Genomic DNA, 17,363 nt, shown 5'->3' on the forward strand with positions numbered 1-17,363 from the left:
CTCTAGCGAATGTGCTGCTGGGACTTGAGAGACCAGTTGGGCGGTTGCCTGTTACTTTGTCGGAACAATACGCGATTGGATGGAGGCAGGAGGTATGAGTGAGCGGAAATGGACGGAGGGGTTTGATGTGAGTGGGGAGGGAAGGAGACAGGACGTGAGTGAGGAGGGAACGAGACAAGAGGTGAGTGAAGAGGGAACGAGACAAGACGTGAGTGAGGAGGGAACGAGACAGGGCGTGAGTGAGGAGAGATCGAGACAAGAGATGAGTGAGGAGGGAATGAGACAGGACGTGAGTGAGGAGAGAAAAATGCAAGACGTGTTCCTGCGGGAGTACTATGTTGGGGTGGATCTAGGCGGCACGAAGATGTTGGCCGCGCTCATTAGCGGCGATGGCAGCATCATCGCCAAGGAAGAGATCCCCACCCTGGCGCAGCAGGGTGAGGTGGCTGTGCTCGATCGGCTAGGCAGCCTGATCGAGGGTCTGCTCGCGACCGCGCCCGGCGGTCGCGGCGTACTCCGCGGGATTGGCGTCGCCACCGCGGGCACGCTTGATACGGCGAAAGGTGTCGTCACCTTCGCCACCAATCTTGGCTGGCGCGACGTAGCGGTCGCCGCCGTGCTCTCTGACCGCTTCGCTTGCGCGGTCAGGCTTGAGAACGACGCCACCGCAGCGGCGGTCGGCGAATGGCTGGCCGGCGGAGGTGAAGGCGCGCCGGACTGTGTGTTTGTGACGATCTCCACGGGGATCGGCGGGGGTATCATTGCCGGCGGGCGCTTGATCGCCGGCACGAATCACAACGCAGGGGAGCTGGGCCACATTTCCATTGATGGAAATGGGCCGCTCTGCCCCTGCGGGAATGTGGGGTGCCTGGAGCTGTACGCGTCAGGCACTGCCATTGGCCGCCGTGGTGCCGACCACGTGCGCCGGGTTGGCGAGGGCGCAGCGGGCGCCCTCGTGCGGCTCGCGGGAGGCGACCCGAACCGCGTAGATGCGCGGTTGGTCGCGGCCGCAGCCGCGGAAGGGGATGCCGCAGCGAGTGGCATCCTGCGCGAAGCCGGCCGAGCCCTCGGCATCGGGCTCGTGAGCATCCTCCACCTGCTGAATCCGCAGGTGGTCGTTCTTGGCGGAGGCGCATCGCATATCGGCGAGCCTTTGTTAGGGCCAATGCGCGAAATCATCGAGGAGCGCTGCTTGCCTTCGATTCGCGGACCGGTCAGGTTCGCGACCTCTGCGCTCGGGTCCTCCGCAGGAGCCGTTGGAGCCGCGCTGCTCATGTCTCAGTCACGCTAATGTAAGTACGTTATGACTGGTCATATGACCTATGTCACTAGACGATAAGTACCTTTTTTCGTTAAAGTAGAAAAGGTTTATGAAACTTATGTTCTTCTTCTTACGTAAGAAGAAGGTCTTGTTTTATAAGACTATCTGATTAATGAAGGGGTGTTATTCTTTGTCACAAGCAATAGCTTCGGATACGCCGACGATGCGTTCGTTTTTCGCCAATCGTTTCGTGCAATCCATTATGCTGTCCGGTCTTTTTTTGCAAATCGGAATCTGGGTTCGTAACTTTGCGATTCTTCTCTATGTCACAGACATGACTAATAATGATCCTTACTCGGTTTCTTTAATCTCGGTGGCCGAGTTTGCGCCAATTTTTATTTTCTCGTTTATCGGCGGTGCCTTTGCGGACCGGTGGAGACCCAAATTGACGATGGTCTGGTGTGATATTCTCAGCGCAGCCTCTGTGTTTGTCATTATGGTGACACTGTTCTACGGCTCCYGGAAGGCGATTTTTTTCGCAACACTGGTCTCGTCAATCCTGTCTCAGTTCTCCCAACCGTCCKGGATGAAGTTGTTCAAAGTCCATGTCCCTGAGTCCCAAATGCAAATGGGGATGTCGTTGTTTCAGTCCATGATGGCGATCTTTATGATTCTGGGTCCGATCATGGGGACATTTGTCTATTATCACTTTGGAATTGAAGTGGCTATTGCCATCATGGGCGTTTGCTTTCTGCTTTCAGCTCTTGTGCTCACGTTTCTTCCTGCGGATCGTAAGAATGAAGGAGGAGCAGATAAGCCATCCACACATATTTTTACCGAAATGGGTCAAGGTTTTAAGTATGTCATGAATAATAAAATGCTTGTCACTTTGGGCGGCTGCTTTGCAGTAGCAGGTCTAGCCATTGGTTTGATATCCCCACTAGGCATCTTTCTTGTAACAGAAAATCTTGGACTGCCAAAGGAAGATCTGCAATGGTTTATGGCAGCCAACGGGATTGCGATGATACTTGGTGGCGGAGCGACAATGGGCTTTTCCAAAAAAGTGTCCCCGCAAGCACTGCTGATTATCGGGATGGCTGTAAGTGTCGTGACTTTTGCCGCCATGGGATTAACTCATTTGGTATGGCTGGCACTTTTGATGCAATTCTTCTCTGGTCTAGTGATGCCTGCTATCCAGATTGCGATCTCCACGATGATACTCGGTAACACGGAAGAATCTTTCGTTGGCCGTGTGAATGGGATTTTGAATCCACTGTTCATGGGTGCCATGGTTCTCACAATGAGTTTAGCTGGAAGCATTAAAGCATCCTTCTCGTTGGAGTCTATCTATGTCACTTCTGCCGTACTCTTCTTGATTGGTGTATTTATTATGCTGCCTACATTGAAGTACAAAGCAAGTGCTGCATCTCAGACTAGCAGCGAGGAAGTTAAGGCTGGGTAAGTTTAGTCATAAAAAGGGGACTCCCTGAGAAGGTCATTACTGGCTTCTTAGGGTAGTTTCCTTTTTTTTGTTGTGGGGCAAGGCTGGACAATGCAATCAGAGTGGGTATTCAGCAACTGAGACGATGTTTTTCAACGTTAAAGTGGCCGGAGAGAGCAGAAAGCAGAAGTTAGCGTCGAAAAACAAACTTAAAGTTGGCGTGAAGCCGAAAAAGCGCGGTGTGCGCAACTGAGACGGTGTTTTTCAACGTTAAAGTGGGCGCGGAGAGCAGAAAGCAGAAGTTAGCGTCGAAAAACAAGCTTAAAGTTGGCGTGCAGACGAAAAACCGCGGTAGCCGCAACTGAGACGGTGTTTTTCAACGTTAAAGTAGTCGCAGAGAGCAGCAGGCAGAAGTTAGCGTCCTAAAGCAAGCAAGCCCACACGATTTCTGTTAGGATAGCGGTATGAGATTGCAAAAGGTGAGTGAGTCATGCTTCAATTGATTCAATTATTCGTTGATATGATGGAGCGGGTCGGTTTTCTGATAGCGCTTGCGTTTGCTTTTTCCCGCAGCCGCTGGATGCGCAGCTATATGAGCTATCAGGGAGACAGGACGTATCAATGGCGCTTTTTATTCTTTTTCTCCGCGTATGCGATTCTTGCCACTTATTCAGGTGTAACGGTTTCCGACTATACGTACAGGCCGGCGCCGTGGATTGGCGAGGTTTCGCCAACGGCGGCGATTGCGAATGCACGTACCGTTGGTGTTGTCATTGCCGGGCTGCTTGGAGGCGTCAAAAGCGGGTTTATCGTCGGCATCGTAGCCGGTGTGCATCGTTACACTTTAGGTGGATTTGTTGCCGTAGCCTGTATGATTGCTCCTATTCTGCAAGGCATATTGGCAGGGCTGTGCCGTAATGCATTCAAGAAACGCTTCCGGAAGATAGCTTCCGTACAGCTCGCATTTCTCGTTGGCTTCATGGCCGAAGCCTTGCAGATGATTCTTATTCTTGTGTTGGCCAAGCCTTGGGATGATGCTTTCAACTTGGTGTCGCTTATTGGTTTGCCCCAGACGCTTGCGAATAGCGTTGGCGTCGCTCTATATTTCGTGTTATACAACACGATGGAGCGTGAAGAGGCCAGAATTGGCGCGGAGCATGCGCATCAAGCGTTGCAAATTGCAGATATGACAATGCCGCTTTGGCGGTTGGATTTTGATAAGGCGGTAGCGGAAATTTCGAGAGTGTTGAATGAGGAAATGAAGTCCGTAGGCGCATTTTTCAGTAAGGATGGCGTGACATGGATTGCGGAGGGGAGAAAAACGCAGCACTCGAACGATCTCATCATTCGTGTTCCCAATCGGCCGCAGGTCGGACAGTTTCGGCTGTATTTCGAAAGGGAGCAAGATGACAATCCTTCTCGCAGACGCATGCTTTCGTCTCTCGCGGAGCTGCTATCGCAGCAGTATGCGTTCGTCGAATCCGATAGACAAACACAACTTTTGGCTGATGCGGAGATTCGCTCGCTGCAAGCACAGATGAACCCCCATTTCCTGTTTAATGTGCTGAACACAGTCAAATCTTTTATTCGCACGAAACCGGAAGAAGCCCGTCAGATGGTCATGCATCTGTCTAAGTTTTTGCGCAAAAATATGAGCCACGGCAACCAGCGCCTTATCACCATACGTGATGAATATGAGCTGGTCATGTCCTATCTGAGCTTGATCAAATCCCGACTGGGCGATCAGATGGAATTTTACGCTGAGATCGACGAAAGGCTGCTGGATCATGCCATTCCTCCATTTACGATTCAGCCGCTGATCGAGAATGCTATTGTTCATGGTATCAAAAACAAGTCAGGTATCGGTGTCATTCGACTTTCGGTGAAGGAGGAGCTCGATGAGGGGAAGCTCCATGCGCGTGTTACTGTACAGGACAACGGAGTAGGCCTTGAAACCGCTGGACTTGATAATCAGTCAGAGCACGCCGGGTTAGCTCTGCGGAATATCGAGCAGCGTCTGAGTTATCACTACGGCAAAGAGCATCCTTTGGAAATTGAAAGCAAGCCAGGGGAAGGCACAATCATTAAATTTTGGGTGAGGTGATGGTTGATGGGTTGGAACATTGTCATTGCGGATGACGAAGAACCGGCTAGAGAAGAGTTGATTTATCTTTTGGAAAGCAGTGAGGAGGTGGATAAGGTTACCGCGGCAACTGGCGGAATGGATGCGATTAAGAAGGTCAAAGAATTAGCGCCGGACGTATTATTTCTCGATATGGACATGCCGGATCTTAGCGGCCTGCAGGTTGCCGAAATCGTAGGAGAAATCAACCCGCAGGTGAAAATTGTATTTTCCACAGCCTACGATCAATATGCCGTCCACGCGTTTAAGCTGCGTGCTTTTCATTATATGCTTAAACCTTACGACGAGGAGGATATCGCGATTGTGTTCAGGGAACTGCGCAAAATTCAGCCTCGGAGCAGCGCAGCGACTGCAATCCAAGGCCAGACGAATTCCGTTAAGACGAGCGTAAAGCTCGCATTAGAATTGGATGAAGGAATCAGATATGTTTCTCCGAAGGATATTATGTATATCAGCAAGGAGGTTAAGCATGTGCAGGTTCACCTTCTTGATAAGGCCTATATTGTCTCATACACCCTGTCGGAGCTGGAGCAGAAGTTGGAGCCGTATGGATTTTTCCGCTGTCACAAAAGCTATCTCGTTAACCTCGAAGCTATCTCAGAAATGAAGACCTGGGTGAATGGTGCGTACAATCTACTTATGGAGGATGCTGAGCGAAGCTCGATACCCGTGAGCCGAAATTATGTGAAGCAGCTGCGTTTGAAACTCGAAATTTAACATCATGAGGCTCGAAAAAGGCATGTTGCGCTAGAGGTATTTCGCTTGTTCCCTAAACAAGTTATACTCTTTGTAAGCGCTAACAATCATGTTATCTGGAGGGTGTTTATAGATATGTCACTATTAAAAAACAAATTTGCTTCCTATGTGATCTGGGCGGTTATTGCCCTGCTTGGCGCGTCAGGCTTCGCGATGCTTGCACTTTCGAGAGGCGAAAATATTTCAGCGATATGGTTAATTATTGCTGCCATTTGTACGTATTCTTTCGGTTATCGATTCTACAGCCGTTTTATTGCTCGCAAGATTTACGAGCTTAACGATAAGCGTGCCACACCAGCACATGTTCAAAATGATGGCAAAGATTATGTACCTACGAATAAGTACGTCCTCTTTGGTCACCATTTTGCTGCGATTGCAGGAGCGGGGCCGCTCGTTGGTCCGATTTTGGCTGCGCAAATGGGGTACTTGCCGAGCATACTCTGGATTATTATTGGAGCTGTTCTTGCAGGCTGCGTGCAGGACTTCGTGACGCTGGTAGGTTCTATGCGTCGTGGCGGTAAGTCGCTCGGGCAGATGGCCAAAGATGAGGTTGGCCCATTCAGCGGGACTTTAGCCTCTATAGCAACGCTTGCAATTCTAATTATTATTGTCGCTGTTCTTGGGCTTGTTGTTGTGAAAGCGTTAGCAGAATCGCCGTGGGGTATGTTCACCATTGCGATGACGATGCCGATTGCAATCTTTATGGGCTTCTATATGCGCTATATTCGTCCAGGTAAAGTAATCGAGGGTTCCATTATTGGTTTCGTTTTGTTGATGATCGTTTTGTGGTCAGGCCAGTTTGTTGCAGAGAGTCCGGCTTTAGCTAGCATGTTTACGTTCAGCGCCCCGCAAATTGCGGTTTTGATGGTGATTTATGGTCTTATCGCTTCCATTTTGCCGGTTTGGGTGCTGCTGGCACCACGGGATTATTTAAGCTCATTTTTGAAAATTGGCGTTATCCTTCTGCTCGCTGGCGGCATTATGGTGATTTTACCTGAACTAAAAATGCCGGCTGTAACGAAGTTTATTGATGGAACCGGACCCGTATTCTCCGGCAATTTATTCCCGTTCTTGTTCATTACGATAGCGTGTGGCGCGGTCTCCGGGTTTCACGCATTGATTTCCTCAGGTACGACGCCGAAAATGATTGATAGAGAAAGCCATGCGCCGTTTATCGGCTTTGCAGGTATGGCCGCCGAATCTTTCGTTGCGGTTATGGCATTGATTGCGGCATGCTCCTTGGAGCCTGGTCTGTACTTCGCGATGAATTCCTCACCGGCTGTTATTGGAACCGATCCTGTTGCTGTCGCTGCCAAAATTTCATCCTGGGGCTTCACTTTGACGCCTGATCAAATTACGAGCACGGCCAAAGAAATCGGCGAGAAAACCATTCTTTCCCGAACGGGTGGAGCACCAACGCTTGCTGTAGGTATGGCTGAGATTTTCTCTACCTTTTTAAACGGGGCCAAAGCGTTCTGGTATCATTTTGCGATTTTGTTCGAAGCGGTCTTTATTCTGACTGCCGTAGATGCGGGGACACGCGTCGGTCGATTTATGCTGCAAGATTTAGTCGGCAACTTTTACAAACCTTTTGGGCAAACCAAAGATTTTAGATACAATTTCATTGCTTCACTGATCGTTTGCTTGGCTTGGGGCTACTTCCTGTATCAAGGAGCTGTCGATCCCTTTGGCGGAATTAACTCCCTGTGGGCGCTATTCGGTATTGCCAACCAAATGCTTGCTGCCATCGCTTTAGCCGTAGCGGTTACGATTATGATCAAAATGGGCAAAGCCCGCTATGCGTGGGTAGGCATGATCCCTTTCGTATTCCTGGCCGTGACGACGTTGACTGCGGGTTACCAAAAAGCATTTTCTCCAAATCCAACGATCGGATTTCTATCGGCTGCCAGAAAATATCAAGAGGGAATTGATAAAGGTCAGGTGATAGCGCCTGCCAAAAACATGGACATTATGCACCAAATCGTAACGAATAACTATATCGATGCTGGGTTAACGATCTTCTTTGGTATCGTTGTACTATTGATGATCATCATTTCAATACGTTTGTGGTTCAACATCATCATTCAAAAACAAAAGCCCCAACTACAAGAATCGCCGTTCGTCCAATCTACGATTGGAGGGTGATCCCGTGAGAGCGATCGCAAGCTTTTCGCACAAATTGAATACAACGATCAAAGTCATATTCAATATTCCGGACTATGACAAGTATGTGAGGCATCAGCAGGAACATCATCCGGGCAATCCCATTTTGACGGAAAAAGAGTTCTACATGCAGTCTCTCCACGAGCGTTATGAGAGCGGGAAAATCAATAGATGCTGTTAAGATGCAAAAAACTCGATCCCCGGTGATGAACCGAGAGGTCGAGTTTTTCTTTCTAGAGGAAGGGGGCGCCGGCGTCTTTGAAGGCTTCCTTCATTTCGGGTGTTATTTTGGAATCGCTAATAATTCCGGTCGTTTCCTGCACTTCACCGATAACAAACAGGGAGCTGCGACTGAACTTGGAATAGTCCGCTACGAGGTACGTTTCCATGGATTGCTTCATCATCCGGCGATTCGTTTCGGCTTCCAGCTCATTGTAGATCATCATGCCGCGTGTTAAGGAGATACCGTCTACGCCCATGAAGGTTTTGCGGATGCTGAGATTATCGAGTGTCGCATTGGCGAGTGGTCCCGACAGCTCGAACGTTTGCGTGCGAATTACGCCGCCGGTCAGAATGAGCTGCAGTCCTTGCGTACCAATCAGTTCGTAGGCGATATTCACCGCATTCGTGATGACGGTGAGGTTCTTGAATTGGTTCAGCTTCTTGGCGATGAACGTCGTGGTCGTCCCACCGGTTAAGCCGATAATATCGCCATCTTCGATGAAGTTAAGCGCTTTGTCGGCGATCTCTTTTTTCTCTTCTGTATAAAGGTCCATTTTGTTGAAAAAGGGGACTTCCACCTTTAGGCTTTCCAGCACGGCGCCTCCGAAGGTGCGGATGCAGCGTTTCTCTTGCTCCAGAATCTCAAGGTCCCGCCTGGCTGTTGCTTCCGACACGCCAAATTGCTGAACGATATCGATCAAGGCGATGGAACCTTTATCCTTGATGGCTTGCATAATGGCATCTCGGCGAATATCTGTCTTTCCCATGGAACCTCCTAAAAAGCTTTCCTCGTCGAAAGCTAGCTAACGATGTAAGTAGTGCTAGCTTCTATCTTATCATGTGGATGGATAAGCCGTCCATTGGGTGGAGGGGGAGGAACAAGCAGGGTAGCTTGAGGTTGTAGTTACGTGAGGAGCTCTTCTATAACTGTGCCTTGATGGAAGGAGGAGCCAAGCAATAAGCTGATCAATTTGTCGGCTGTTGCTTGGGGGGATGCCAGCATACCGCGATCTTTTACCATTTTAAAAATGTCAGGTGTGGTCAATGCTTCGCTGCTTGTATTCCTTGCTTGTTCTTGTAGACTCGTATCGATCATACCCGGGTAAACCGAAACGATTTTGACGGCCGTTGATTCGGTACCCTGTTCCAATCCCACGCAGGTTGAAAAAGTATCGAGACCAGCTTTGGCGGCCGAATACGGACTCATACCTGGCAGTAACTGTTTGGCAGAGGCCGAGGAAATGTTCAAAATGCGCTTTTCTAGCGGTAGGTGCTGGGTTAGGCGGATAAAACAGGAGGTAAGCACGATGGGGGCGAGTAGATTGACCTGAAGGTTGTCCGTTAATTCCTGTGAGCTAGCCTGTTCAATTCGAGAAAAAGGTGATAGGATGGCCGCATTATTGATGAGATAGACTCCTTCGGCATTTGATAGATCGATCTTTTGGAACACTTGCTCCATCAGAGCTTCAATATGGTTGACGTTTCTTAGGTCAAAAGCGTAGTAGTCTAGGTGACTACTAGCGATTATTAAGTTATCGTTTTTTGTCCTAGAAATACAGATCAGGTGATGATCAGGAGAGATGAGCTTAAGCGCTAGGGCTTCTCCAAGACCTCGGGATGTACCGGTGATAATGAAATACTTCATTTGGGCAACTCCTTAATTAGAGTGGGTGAGTATGAGGTAGCTGACTAACTTTATCTCCGGAACTCTTTCGGCGAGACGTGTTCTGATCCCTGCCGCTCAGCAGCGCAGATTAACGCCAGTTAATCCATTTATTTCAGCTGGGGYRGCTCGATCGGATCGTCCCCTTGGCAGAGGGCGACTCGAGCTGATTTCAGGTAGCTGCTGAWGRAATARCGGTAGTCTGTACCGGTAATCCGTTCCTTGGCGCTCATCAACGCAGATTAACGCCAGTTAATCCATTTATTTCAGCTTGGGGCAGTGGTGAGTAGCAGTAGAGAGCAACTAAGGAGGAAGCAGTGGTGAGTAGCAGTAGAGAGCAACTAAGGAGGAAGGAGTGGTGAATAGAGGTGAAGAGGAACTAAGGAGGAAGGAGTGGTGAGTAGCAGTAGAGAGCAACTAAGGAGGAAGCAGTGGTGAGTAGCCGTAGAGAGCAACTAAGGAGGAAGGAGTGGTGAGTAGCGTTGGAGAGCAACTAAGGAAGGAGGAGTGGTGAAAAGCGGAGGGGAGCAACTTAGGAGGGAGTAGTGAACTGAGAGGCAAGGCAGCAGGATCACCGGGAATGTTGGTGACACGGTGAAAAACAAAAGCCCCGGCAATACCCGCCGGGGCTAACAAACATCCTGCTGCTACACCGTAGCCGCAGTCAAATCAAGCCATGCCAACTCCTGCGGAGTGAGCACAAGCTCCGCGCCGTCGCGGCATGAGCGCATTTCGGCCTCGTTGCGCGGTCCGATGAGCGCGCAAGCCGGGAACGGCTGGCTCAGCACATAGGCGAGCGCGATCTGAATCGCGGATACGCCTTTTTCCTGTGCCAGTTGTTCCGCGCGGTGCAACCGCGTCCAGTTCTCGTCGCTGTAGAATACGCGAACGAGGTCGGCGTTGTCGAGCACATCCGGCGAGTACCGGCCTGTGAAGAATCCGCGCGCCTGCGAAGACCAGGACAGCAGCGGCAGCTGCGTGGATTCGTGCCAGCGCAGAGCTTCCTCATCGACGGAGACGCAGCCGCTCCAGAACGGCTCTTTCGCTTTGGCGAGGCTTAGGTTCGGAGAACTGAAGCTGAAGCCGACAAGGCCGTTCTTCGCGGCATAGTCGTTCGCTTCTTGCAGACGAGCGTGCGTCCAGTTGGAACCGCCGAATGCGCGAATGCGTCCAGCTTCTACATGCTCGTTCAGCGCTTCTAGGATTACGCCAACCGGTACGGCCGGATCATCGCGATGCAGCGCGTAGAGGTCGATGTAGTCAGTGCGCAGTCGCTCCAGCGATGTAAACAGGTCGCTGCGAATGGCATCTGCGTTCACACGGGGGCCGTTCTGATCATGGTGCGCACCCTTTGTGAAGATGTTGATATCATCGCGGTTGCCCAGCTCATCCATCCAAATGCCAAGCGCTTGCTCGCTTTGCCCGCCGCAGTAAATGAAAGCGGAGTCAATGGTATTGCCGCCAATCGCTAGGTAATGTCCAAGAACGTCGCTAACTTCCTGGCGGTTGTCCAGACGGAAAAAGTCAGAGCCCATAATCAGTTTGGAAACAGGTTTGTCTAAGCCTTTAATTTGAATGTGCTTCATCGCAGTCATCCCAACCTTTCATATGATAAGGAATTATTAGTAGATTACAAAACAATGCGGGAACGTTTTCTTGCCGATTCCAGACAAGCGTCAAGTACTTTCATGTTAAGAATGGCATCATTAGCAGGATAATTTGGCTGCTTCTCGCCCCAAGCGGCATACGCCAAATCATCGACTTCTAACGCATATTGATTCAAGAAAGGAACAGTCTCTACTCGACGCTCATTGCGGGTATGGACGATGAATTGCCCAGATTCCTCCGTAGGGGTGACAAAGGCAGAAGGGACTTCGATACGTCCTGTCGCTCCGACGATTTCTAAGATATTGCGGGAGCCAGCCCACATACCACAATCAAAGGTAAGCGCAACATTACCGCTGAATTCTATCAGTCCGGACATCATCATATCGACATCATCATGTTCAGGAGAGAAGAAGGCATGCGTCGTAACCGCTTCAGGCTCACGGCCTAGAATCATTCTCGCTGCGCTGATTGGATAACAGCCAACGTCATAGAGCGAACCGCCACCCCACTCGCGTTTGAAACGAACATTTTTGCTGTCGCCCGGGTTGCTGAAGGTGAACGCGCCATGAATGCCGCGAATATCGCCAATTTCGCCGGAATCAATGATCTCTTTAATCCGTGTGTAGCGGGGATGATGGCGATACATGAACGCTTCGGCAAACTGTACGCCGGCCTTCTCACATGCCGCAACCATTTCTTCCGCATCAGCAGCAGTAAGCGAAGCTGGTTTTTCACACAGGACATGCTTACCGGCTTCAGCAGCACGAATCGTCCATTCTTTGTGCAGATGGTTCGGCAGAGGTATGTACAAAGCATCAATATCCGGATCGGCAATTAATTCTTCATAACTGCCGTATGCTTTTGGAATATTAAGTCTCTCCGCAACTTCCTGTGACTTCTGCAAGTCGCGACTCGCTATAGCGCTTACAATACCAGTTTGTGACTGCACAATTCCGGGAATACACGCCCTAATTGCAATACCCGCACAGCCAAGAATTCCCCAACGAAGTTTTGTCATGACGTTATGATCTCCTTTGAAAAAATATTTAATAGCGTTATATTGTTATTATAAAACGAGTTATTTAAAATGAATATGATAATATATTGCATCGGATATCAGAATATTGTCATTTAGGAGGGAGGGCATGAGAGATGAAAAGGCAAGTTATGCTGCCAAGGCTGCAACAATGCCCCTATTTTATTTTTCCAGAATCGGTTGGCTGGTATCAGGATTCTCCTGAACATTCCATTTACCGGCAGGAAGGTTATTATGATTCCTACAGCATTCATTTTATCCTTTCAGGCAAAGGGTATGTGGAGATTGAAGGGGAGCAGCACGTGCTTCAGAAAGGCGATGCTTTTCTGTATTTTCCGTTTCAAGAGCAGCGTTATTACTCCTCCAAGGATGATCCTTGGGACGTTCGTTGGTTCCATTTTTACGGGAGTCATCTGAAGGAGTTTATGTTGGAAAAAGGCTTTCTACGTACGTTATGGACGCTCAAAAGATGGAGTGAGCTTGAGGAGGCGTTTCACGAGCTGCTGTTAGAAGCAGAGTTAAATAGCATTCTGAAGCCAACGAATCTCTCGACGTTATCCTATAAGATTCTGAGTGAATTCATGAGCTATGCGGCCCCATTAACGAGCAACCGAGGGATAGAGTCCGTGGACCGGATTCTGGCTATACTTCCCACTATGCAGCAAAAAGCCTGCGAACCGTTCATTCTGGAAGAATGGGCTGAGCTCACAGGCGTAAGTACCTATTATTTCTGTAAATTGTTTCGCAAAGCGACCTCGATGACACCGCTCTCCTTCATTACCTTGTGCCGCATTCAATTTGCGAAGCAGCGCCTGATAGAGAAGGAAAATCTGGCGATCAAGGAGATCGCGATTCAAGCTGGTTATGCCAGCGCGAGTTATTTTAACCAGCGTTTTCAGGAGCAGGAAGGGATGACACCGAGCGAGTTTCGAAGCTTGTATGGCAAAGGTTTATTTGAATAAGCGAGAGCGAATCGGTTCTCCATCCCAAATAAGTTCGGTTTCGGCTTGACGTTCCTTGACTTCCGGTTCTTCAAGCAAGAGGAAGAAATTTTTGGTAGGCAAATCGCCGAGCCCGTGCTTAACAGAAAGCATGTCCAAAAAGGGACGCATATTGTCAAGCTGACCCGACATGTTGCTGGTTCCCTGCTGCGCAAAAGCGTAGAGGACGCTGGCAATCGGTGCGCGTTTCACACGGAATTTCTCAGCAGCTCTTAAGAAGAAATCCCAGTCCCAGTAATGGAACACTTCCGTGTCAAAAGGTCCCAGAGCTTCAATTAATTCAGGGCGGAAAATGCAGCCTGATGAGAAAAAGGTCGAAAATCTGCGCATCGCCGGCACATCGAATTCATAAGCGAAAACGAATCGATTCGTGATGGAGCGAGCGTTATTTTCATAAACATAATCAAAGATTTCGACATCAGGATAAACAAGATCATACCCTTCAATTTCTTGCAGCATACGTTCAATATGAATGGGGAGCAGCAAATCGTCATCATCGCATAACATGATGTAATCGCCTTTCACCTCTTGCAGGCCGCGGTTCCGAGCGTGAACGTGCTTGAGATTATGCGGCATATTAACAATTTGAATAGCGAGCTCTGGGTACAGCTCCTGAATGAAATCTACCGAAGGACCGGCATCGTTAACGATAATGATTTGCAGGTTTTTGTACGTTTGGCGGTATAATGATTCTGCGAGCTCAGCAAGCTCGATTCGGCGATTATACGTCGGGATAATAATGGACACCAAGGGTTGATCAGACAACAAAAAGCACCTCCGATTTATCATAGATTAAGCTTACCTCAAATTCGCCATACTTCTCAAATACATTTGTGCAAGTTGCTGCTTGCGCCAAACGCTAAGGAGGCTCTTGATGCCAAAGGAACTACATACTCCGATAAGCCCAACTGATCTGTTTTTATGGGAAAAAGATCGTTATTTGAGCGTTTTAGCTGGACAATTACAGGATATTGGGCTGTTGAGTCTGGATATTTTTGACACGCTGCTATTTCGTACTTGCGCGAATCCGTCGGATGTATTTTCAAAAATGGCGGTTCGAGCACATCATAAAGGTTCACTGAAAACTCATGTATCCCCGGAAGCGTTCAAAGAAATGCGTATTCGTGCCGAGTACAAAGCGCGTGCAAAGCAAACCGCCCGAACGGGTTTCGGTGAAGTGACGCTGGAGCTTATTTATGAGGAAATGCCAGACGCGATTTGCCATAGGGACGAGCTTGCGAGGCTGGAAGTGGAGGTTGAAGCGGAGATTTGCTATGTGAACCCGCATATAACTTCCTTGCTGTATGCCTGTAAAAAAGAGCGCATTCCGGTGGCGCTGTTATCGGATATGTACTTGTCGTCAGAGCAGCTTCGGCGTATTCTTGCGTCAGTAGGGCTGGATCTGTCTCAGGTGGATACACTGCTCGTCTCGTCGGAGGAGCTCGAGGGCAAGTCGTCAGGGCATCTATTTGGCAGGCTCCAAGAATTTTATCCGCAAATCGATAGTCAATCTATCGTCCACATTGGTGACAATGTGGCAGCAGACGTAGAAGGAGCAGCCAAAGCGGGGATCAGAGGGCTGCATTATCCAGTCATTCTGGAGGATTTTGAAAGTATCCATCATTGGGAATTTGTTAGACATGGGGATGTGCTGGCCGAATGGAAGTCGCTGCGGAAGCTGGCTGCGGCTTCGGATTTGGTGGCTGGAAGCGGGGAAAAGGAGCGCACCTTCTATCAATTTGGCACGGATGTGATCGGACCATTCTTGCACACCTTGTGTGAGTGGGTGCTAGATATTTGCGTCCAAGAGGGCATCACTTGTGTGAATCCGCTGATGAGGGAAGCGTATTTATTAGCTCCGATGCTCGAGCAAGCTGCACATATGAGAGGCGTGGAGCTTCAAGTGAAGCCGGTTTATGTGTCCAGACAAGCTACATTTATGGCGGCACTGGAGCATTTTGGGGAAGATGAGCTTGCTTATTTGTTAGGGATTCAAGGTTTGAAAGTGGGAGAGCTTTTCGACGTGTTGGGTGTTGGTTTGGATGATGGACATTTCGACGCTTACTTGGAAACAACGATTGAAGCATGCAAGTACATAACGGGAGATAATGGCGGAACCATTTATGCACGCCTGTGTGATTATCTACTAAGTGAACCTGGTCAGAGTGAACTCTTAGATTCTATTGAGCGTCATAGGCAGCTATTGGTGGGTTACCTCGCACAGGAGTTTGGTTCCCCGGAACGGTTAGTGACGGTTGATATCGGGTTTCAGGGAACAATTCAAGGAGCATTGGAGAAAATTGTAAGACTCGCTGGCATGCAGCCAGAAATGAAGCATTTGCTTGCCGTTGGCACGAATCGGCTCGATGAACTCCGCCTTCAAGGCATGGATATTCGCAGTATGCTGCGATCAGGCAGTGGTGGAAGCGAGATGGGGAAGCGGATCGCGAGGACGCCGGCTTTTTTGGAGGAGCTAATGATGGGCGGTTTCGGCTCAACGCTGCGTTACATCGAAGACAAGTCTGGCCGTATAAACCCCATGCAAGCGCAGCTGCACAGAACGGAGGAGGAATACGCAGGAAAACAAGCGTGTCAAAAAGGAGCGCTCGCTTTCCAAAGCTACTACACGTACCTGCTTCAGCAAAAGGATGGACGGCTATCAAAAGCGTCCACGCATCCGGAAGAGTGGAGTAAGCCGCTGCACCGCGTACTAACTATGCCGAAGCCAGAAGAGGCGGGAGTTTTGGGGGATTTAACGCATCAGGACAATTTCTGCACGGAGTACATTGCCCCGATTTGTGGAACTGTGCACGAGGAATGGTACCTGGCGGGACCGGAGGCGTTCTTGAATAGCTGCAATTATGCACCGTCCGTCATGAATGTGAATTGGCCTCAGGGGATGGCAACCAGAAGGTTTCCGTACTATCTGTATCATTATCATTTGCAGCTTGCGGATGGATTTGGCAGTCAGGCTATGATTTTCGATACCCTTCAGAGGGTTAAAAAGGACGGCACTCGCTCTCTCATACTGTATGGAGCGGGTGCATTCGCAGAGCAGGTGCTCAAAGCCGCTTGGTTTCATGGCATACATATTCCCTATTGGATCGATCCAGCTGTAGGAGCAAATACGGCTCCTTGGGGGCGATTTTCCTATAAGACTTTGGAGGAGGCAAGGGCATTGTCAGAGGCGTCTGGAAGAACTGCCCCTGCTTTCCTGATCGCGACGTTGTCCGAGCTTGAAGCTTATCCGAAGCGGATTTTGGAAGCTTATGAAGGCGCAGAAATAACACCCAAGCTTTACCAGCTTCGTCCGTAGATAGGATTCTTTCAGTACTACATAAAGTTAGTACTTTTGGAAAAGACTGTGGCGAGATAACCTAAGTTTGTAAGCAAAACTAGGGGGGCTCAGCCATGAAAGAGATGGGAAACATAGCACAGAAGCATGCAAAAACCTTTGGTTCGAATTGGCCTTTGCACGTGATGATCGTCCTTTATGCAGGATTGTGGATATGGATGGCGATTGCTCCTTACAGCAGGTTCGATTGGGTATTGGAAAATCTTTTGATTTGGGCAGCACTTATTGCCCTAATCAGCACGTATAGGCTTATCCAATTCTCCAATATGTCCTATGCGTTAATTGGTTTGTTCTTGGCTCTGCATACAGTCGGGGCTCATTATTCGTATAACGAGAATATCGTGGATGTTTGGCTGAAGCTGGTCTTGCATTCAGAACGCGATAATTATGATCGCTTGGTGCACTTCAGTTTTGGGCTGCTGTTCGCTTACCCATTGAGGGAAGCTATGAGTACGTGGACACAGCTAAGCCGGAGATGGCTTTATGTGATGACCTGCGTTACGATATTGGCATTAGGTGCCTTTTATGAGCTAATAGAAATGTGGGTAGCTTTGCTTGTTGCACCGGAGATTGGTACGTTATTTCTTGGAACGCAAGGCGATCAGTGGGATACGCATCATGACATGGAATTAGCGCTCTATGGGGCTGTTATTGCGATGGTGGTGACTGCTGTGTTGAGGCGTAGAGTGGTTTGAGGGGTAGTGCGGGGAGCAG

Annotated in this window: 14 protein-coding genes; 9 read left to right on the forward strand and 5 right to left on the reverse strand. The window is 49.2% G+C overall.

Annotated elements, in window-relative coordinates:
• The first annotated feature begins 307 nt into the window (after nt 1-307).
• The 6 genes from AC1DUA_RS10220 (at nt 308) to AC1DUA_RS10245 (ending at nt 7,945) form a co-directional block, all read left to right on the forward strand.
• Nucleotides 308-1,291, forward strand: coding sequence for an ROK family protein (locus AC1DUA_RS10220; protein WP_477499631.1), 984 nt, complete (start codon nt 308-310; stop codon nt 1,289-1,291).
• Between the two features lie 193 nt (nt 1,292-1,484).
• A complete protein-coding gene (locus AC1DUA_RS10225; protein WP_477499644.1) occupies nt 1,485-2,723 on the forward strand; it encodes an MFS transporter in 1,239 nt (412 codons plus the stop codon).
• A 469-nt stretch (nt 2,724-3,192) separates the two neighbouring features.
• Nucleotides 3,193-4,806, forward strand: coding sequence for a LytS/YhcK type 5TM receptor domain-containing protein (locus AC1DUA_RS10230; RefSeq protein WP_477499632.1), 1,614 nt, complete (start codon nt 3,193-3,195; stop codon nt 4,804-4,806).
• Nucleotides 4,807-4,812: 6 nt separating this feature from the next.
• Nucleotides 4,813-5,562, forward strand: coding sequence for a LytR/AlgR family response regulator transcription factor (locus tag AC1DUA_RS10235; RefSeq protein WP_477499633.1), 750 nt, complete (start codon nt 4,813-4,815; stop codon nt 5,560-5,562).
• 114 nt (nt 5,563-5,676) lie between these two features.
• On the forward strand, nt 5,677-7,746 hold the full coding sequence (locus tag AC1DUA_RS10240; RefSeq protein ID WP_477499634.1) for a carbon starvation CstA family protein: 2,070 nt from the start codon (nt 5,677-5,679) through the stop codon (nt 7,744-7,746).
• A gap of 4 nt (nt 7,747-7,750) precedes the next feature.
• The gene (locus tag AC1DUA_RS10245; RefSeq protein ID WP_477499635.1) at nt 7,751-7,945 is read left to right on the forward strand and encodes a YbdD/YjiX family protein; all 195 of its coding nucleotides are present in this window, start codon (nt 7,751-7,753) and stop codon (nt 7,943-7,945) included.
• A 52-nt stretch (nt 7,946-7,997) separates the two neighbouring features.
• On the opposite strand, the gene AC1DUA_RS10250 is transcribed toward AC1DUA_RS10245, so the two are convergent.
• The 4 genes from AC1DUA_RS10250 to AC1DUA_RS10265 all read right to left on the reverse strand — a co-directional run bounded on the left by AC1DUA_RS10250 (nt 7,998) and on the right by AC1DUA_RS10265 (nt 12,275).
• On the reverse strand, nt 7,998-8,753 hold the full coding sequence (locus tag AC1DUA_RS10250; RefSeq protein ID WP_477499636.1) for a DeoR/GlpR family DNA-binding transcription regulator: 756 nt from the start codon (nt 8,751-8,753) through the stop codon (nt 7,998-8,000).
• Nucleotides 8,754-8,890: 137 nt separating this feature from the next.
• A complete protein-coding gene (locus tag AC1DUA_RS10255; protein ID WP_477499637.1) occupies nt 8,891-9,631 on the reverse strand; it encodes a (S)-benzoin forming benzil reductase in 741 nt (246 codons plus the stop codon).
• Nucleotides 9,632-10,296: 665 nt separating this feature from the next.
• A complete protein-coding gene (locus AC1DUA_RS10260) occupies nt 10,297-11,235 on the reverse strand; it encodes an aldo/keto reductase (RefSeq protein WP_477499638.1) in 939 nt (312 codons plus the stop codon).
• 44 nt (nt 11,236-11,279) lie between these two features.
• A complete protein-coding gene (locus tag AC1DUA_RS10265) occupies nt 11,280-12,275 on the reverse strand; it encodes a Gfo/Idh/MocA family protein (protein WP_477499639.1) in 996 nt (331 codons plus the stop codon).
• A 134-nt stretch (nt 12,276-12,409) separates the two neighbouring features.
• On the opposite strand from AC1DUA_RS10265, the gene AC1DUA_RS10270 reads away from it, so the two are divergent.
• On the forward strand, nt 12,410-13,255 hold the full coding sequence (locus AC1DUA_RS10270; RefSeq protein ID WP_477499640.1) for a helix-turn-helix transcriptional regulator: 846 nt from the start codon (nt 12,410-12,412) through the stop codon (nt 13,253-13,255).
• On the opposite strand, the gene AC1DUA_RS10275 is transcribed toward AC1DUA_RS10270, so the two are convergent.
• The gene (locus AC1DUA_RS10275; protein WP_477499641.1) at nt 13,244-14,059 is read right to left on the reverse strand and encodes a glycosyltransferase family 2 protein; all 816 of its coding nucleotides are present in this window, start codon (nt 14,057-14,059) and stop codon (nt 13,244-13,246) included. The two genes, AC1DUA_RS10270 and AC1DUA_RS10275, sit on opposite strands and share 12 nt — an antisense overlap.
• A 109-nt stretch (nt 14,060-14,168) precedes the next feature.
• Between AC1DUA_RS10275 and AC1DUA_RS10280 the strand changes: the two genes are divergently transcribed.
• Together AC1DUA_RS10280 and AC1DUA_RS10285 are read left to right on the forward strand one after the other, a co-directional pair.
• Nucleotides 14,169-16,610, forward strand: coding sequence for an HAD family hydrolase (locus AC1DUA_RS10280; RefSeq protein WP_477499642.1), 2,442 nt, complete (start codon nt 14,169-14,171; stop codon nt 16,608-16,610).
• A 95-nt stretch (nt 16,611-16,705) separates the two neighbouring features.
• Entirely contained in the window at nt 16,706-17,344 is a 639-nt protein-coding gene (locus AC1DUA_RS10285) for a DUF2238 domain-containing protein (RefSeq protein ID WP_477499643.1), read from the forward strand.
• Nucleotides 17,345-17,363 lie beyond the last annotated feature (19 nt).

It is taken from the genome of Paenibacillus sp. 01T422, from assembly GCF_056398785.1.

Coding starts and splice junctions, on each gene's coding strand:
- AC1DUA_RS10285 (WP_477499643.1), top strand. CDS start 16,706: ATGAAAGAGATGGGAAACATAGCACAGAAGCATGCAAAAACCTTTGGT.
- AC1DUA_RS10220 (WP_477499631.1), top strand. CDS start 308: ATGCAAGACGTGTTCCTGCGGGAGTACTATGTTGGGGTGGATCTAGGC.
- AC1DUA_RS10265 (WP_477499639.1), bottom strand. CDS start 12,275: ATGACAAAACTTCGTTGGGGAATTCTTGGCTGTGCGGGTATTGCAATT.
- AC1DUA_RS10240 (WP_477499634.1), top strand. CDS start 5,677: ATGTCACTATTAAAAAACAAATTTGCTTCCTATGTGATCTGGGCGGTT.
- AC1DUA_RS10270 (WP_477499640.1), top strand. CDS start 12,410: ATGAAAAGGCAAGTTATGCTGCCAAGGCTGCAACAATGCCCCTATTTT.
- AC1DUA_RS10230 (WP_477499632.1), top strand. CDS start 3,193: ATGCTTCAATTGATTCAATTATTCGTTGATATGATGGAGCGGGTCGGT.
- AC1DUA_RS10280 (WP_477499642.1), top strand. CDS start 14,169: ATGCCAAAGGAACTACATACTCCGATAAGCCCAACTGATCTGTTTTTA.
- AC1DUA_RS10255 (WP_477499637.1), bottom strand. CDS start 9,631: ATGAAGTATTTCATTATCACCGGTACATCCCGAGGTCTTGGAGAAGCC.
- AC1DUA_RS10260 (WP_477499638.1), bottom strand. CDS start 11,235: ATGAAGCACATTCAAATTAAAGGCTTAGACAAACCTGTTTCCAAACTG.
- AC1DUA_RS10250 (WP_477499636.1), bottom strand. CDS start 8,753: ATGGGAAAGACAGATATTCGCCGAGATGCCATTATGCAAGCCATCAAG.
- AC1DUA_RS10235 (WP_477499633.1), top strand. CDS start 4,813: ATGGGTTGGAACATTGTCATTGCGGATGACGAAGAACCGGCTAGAGAA.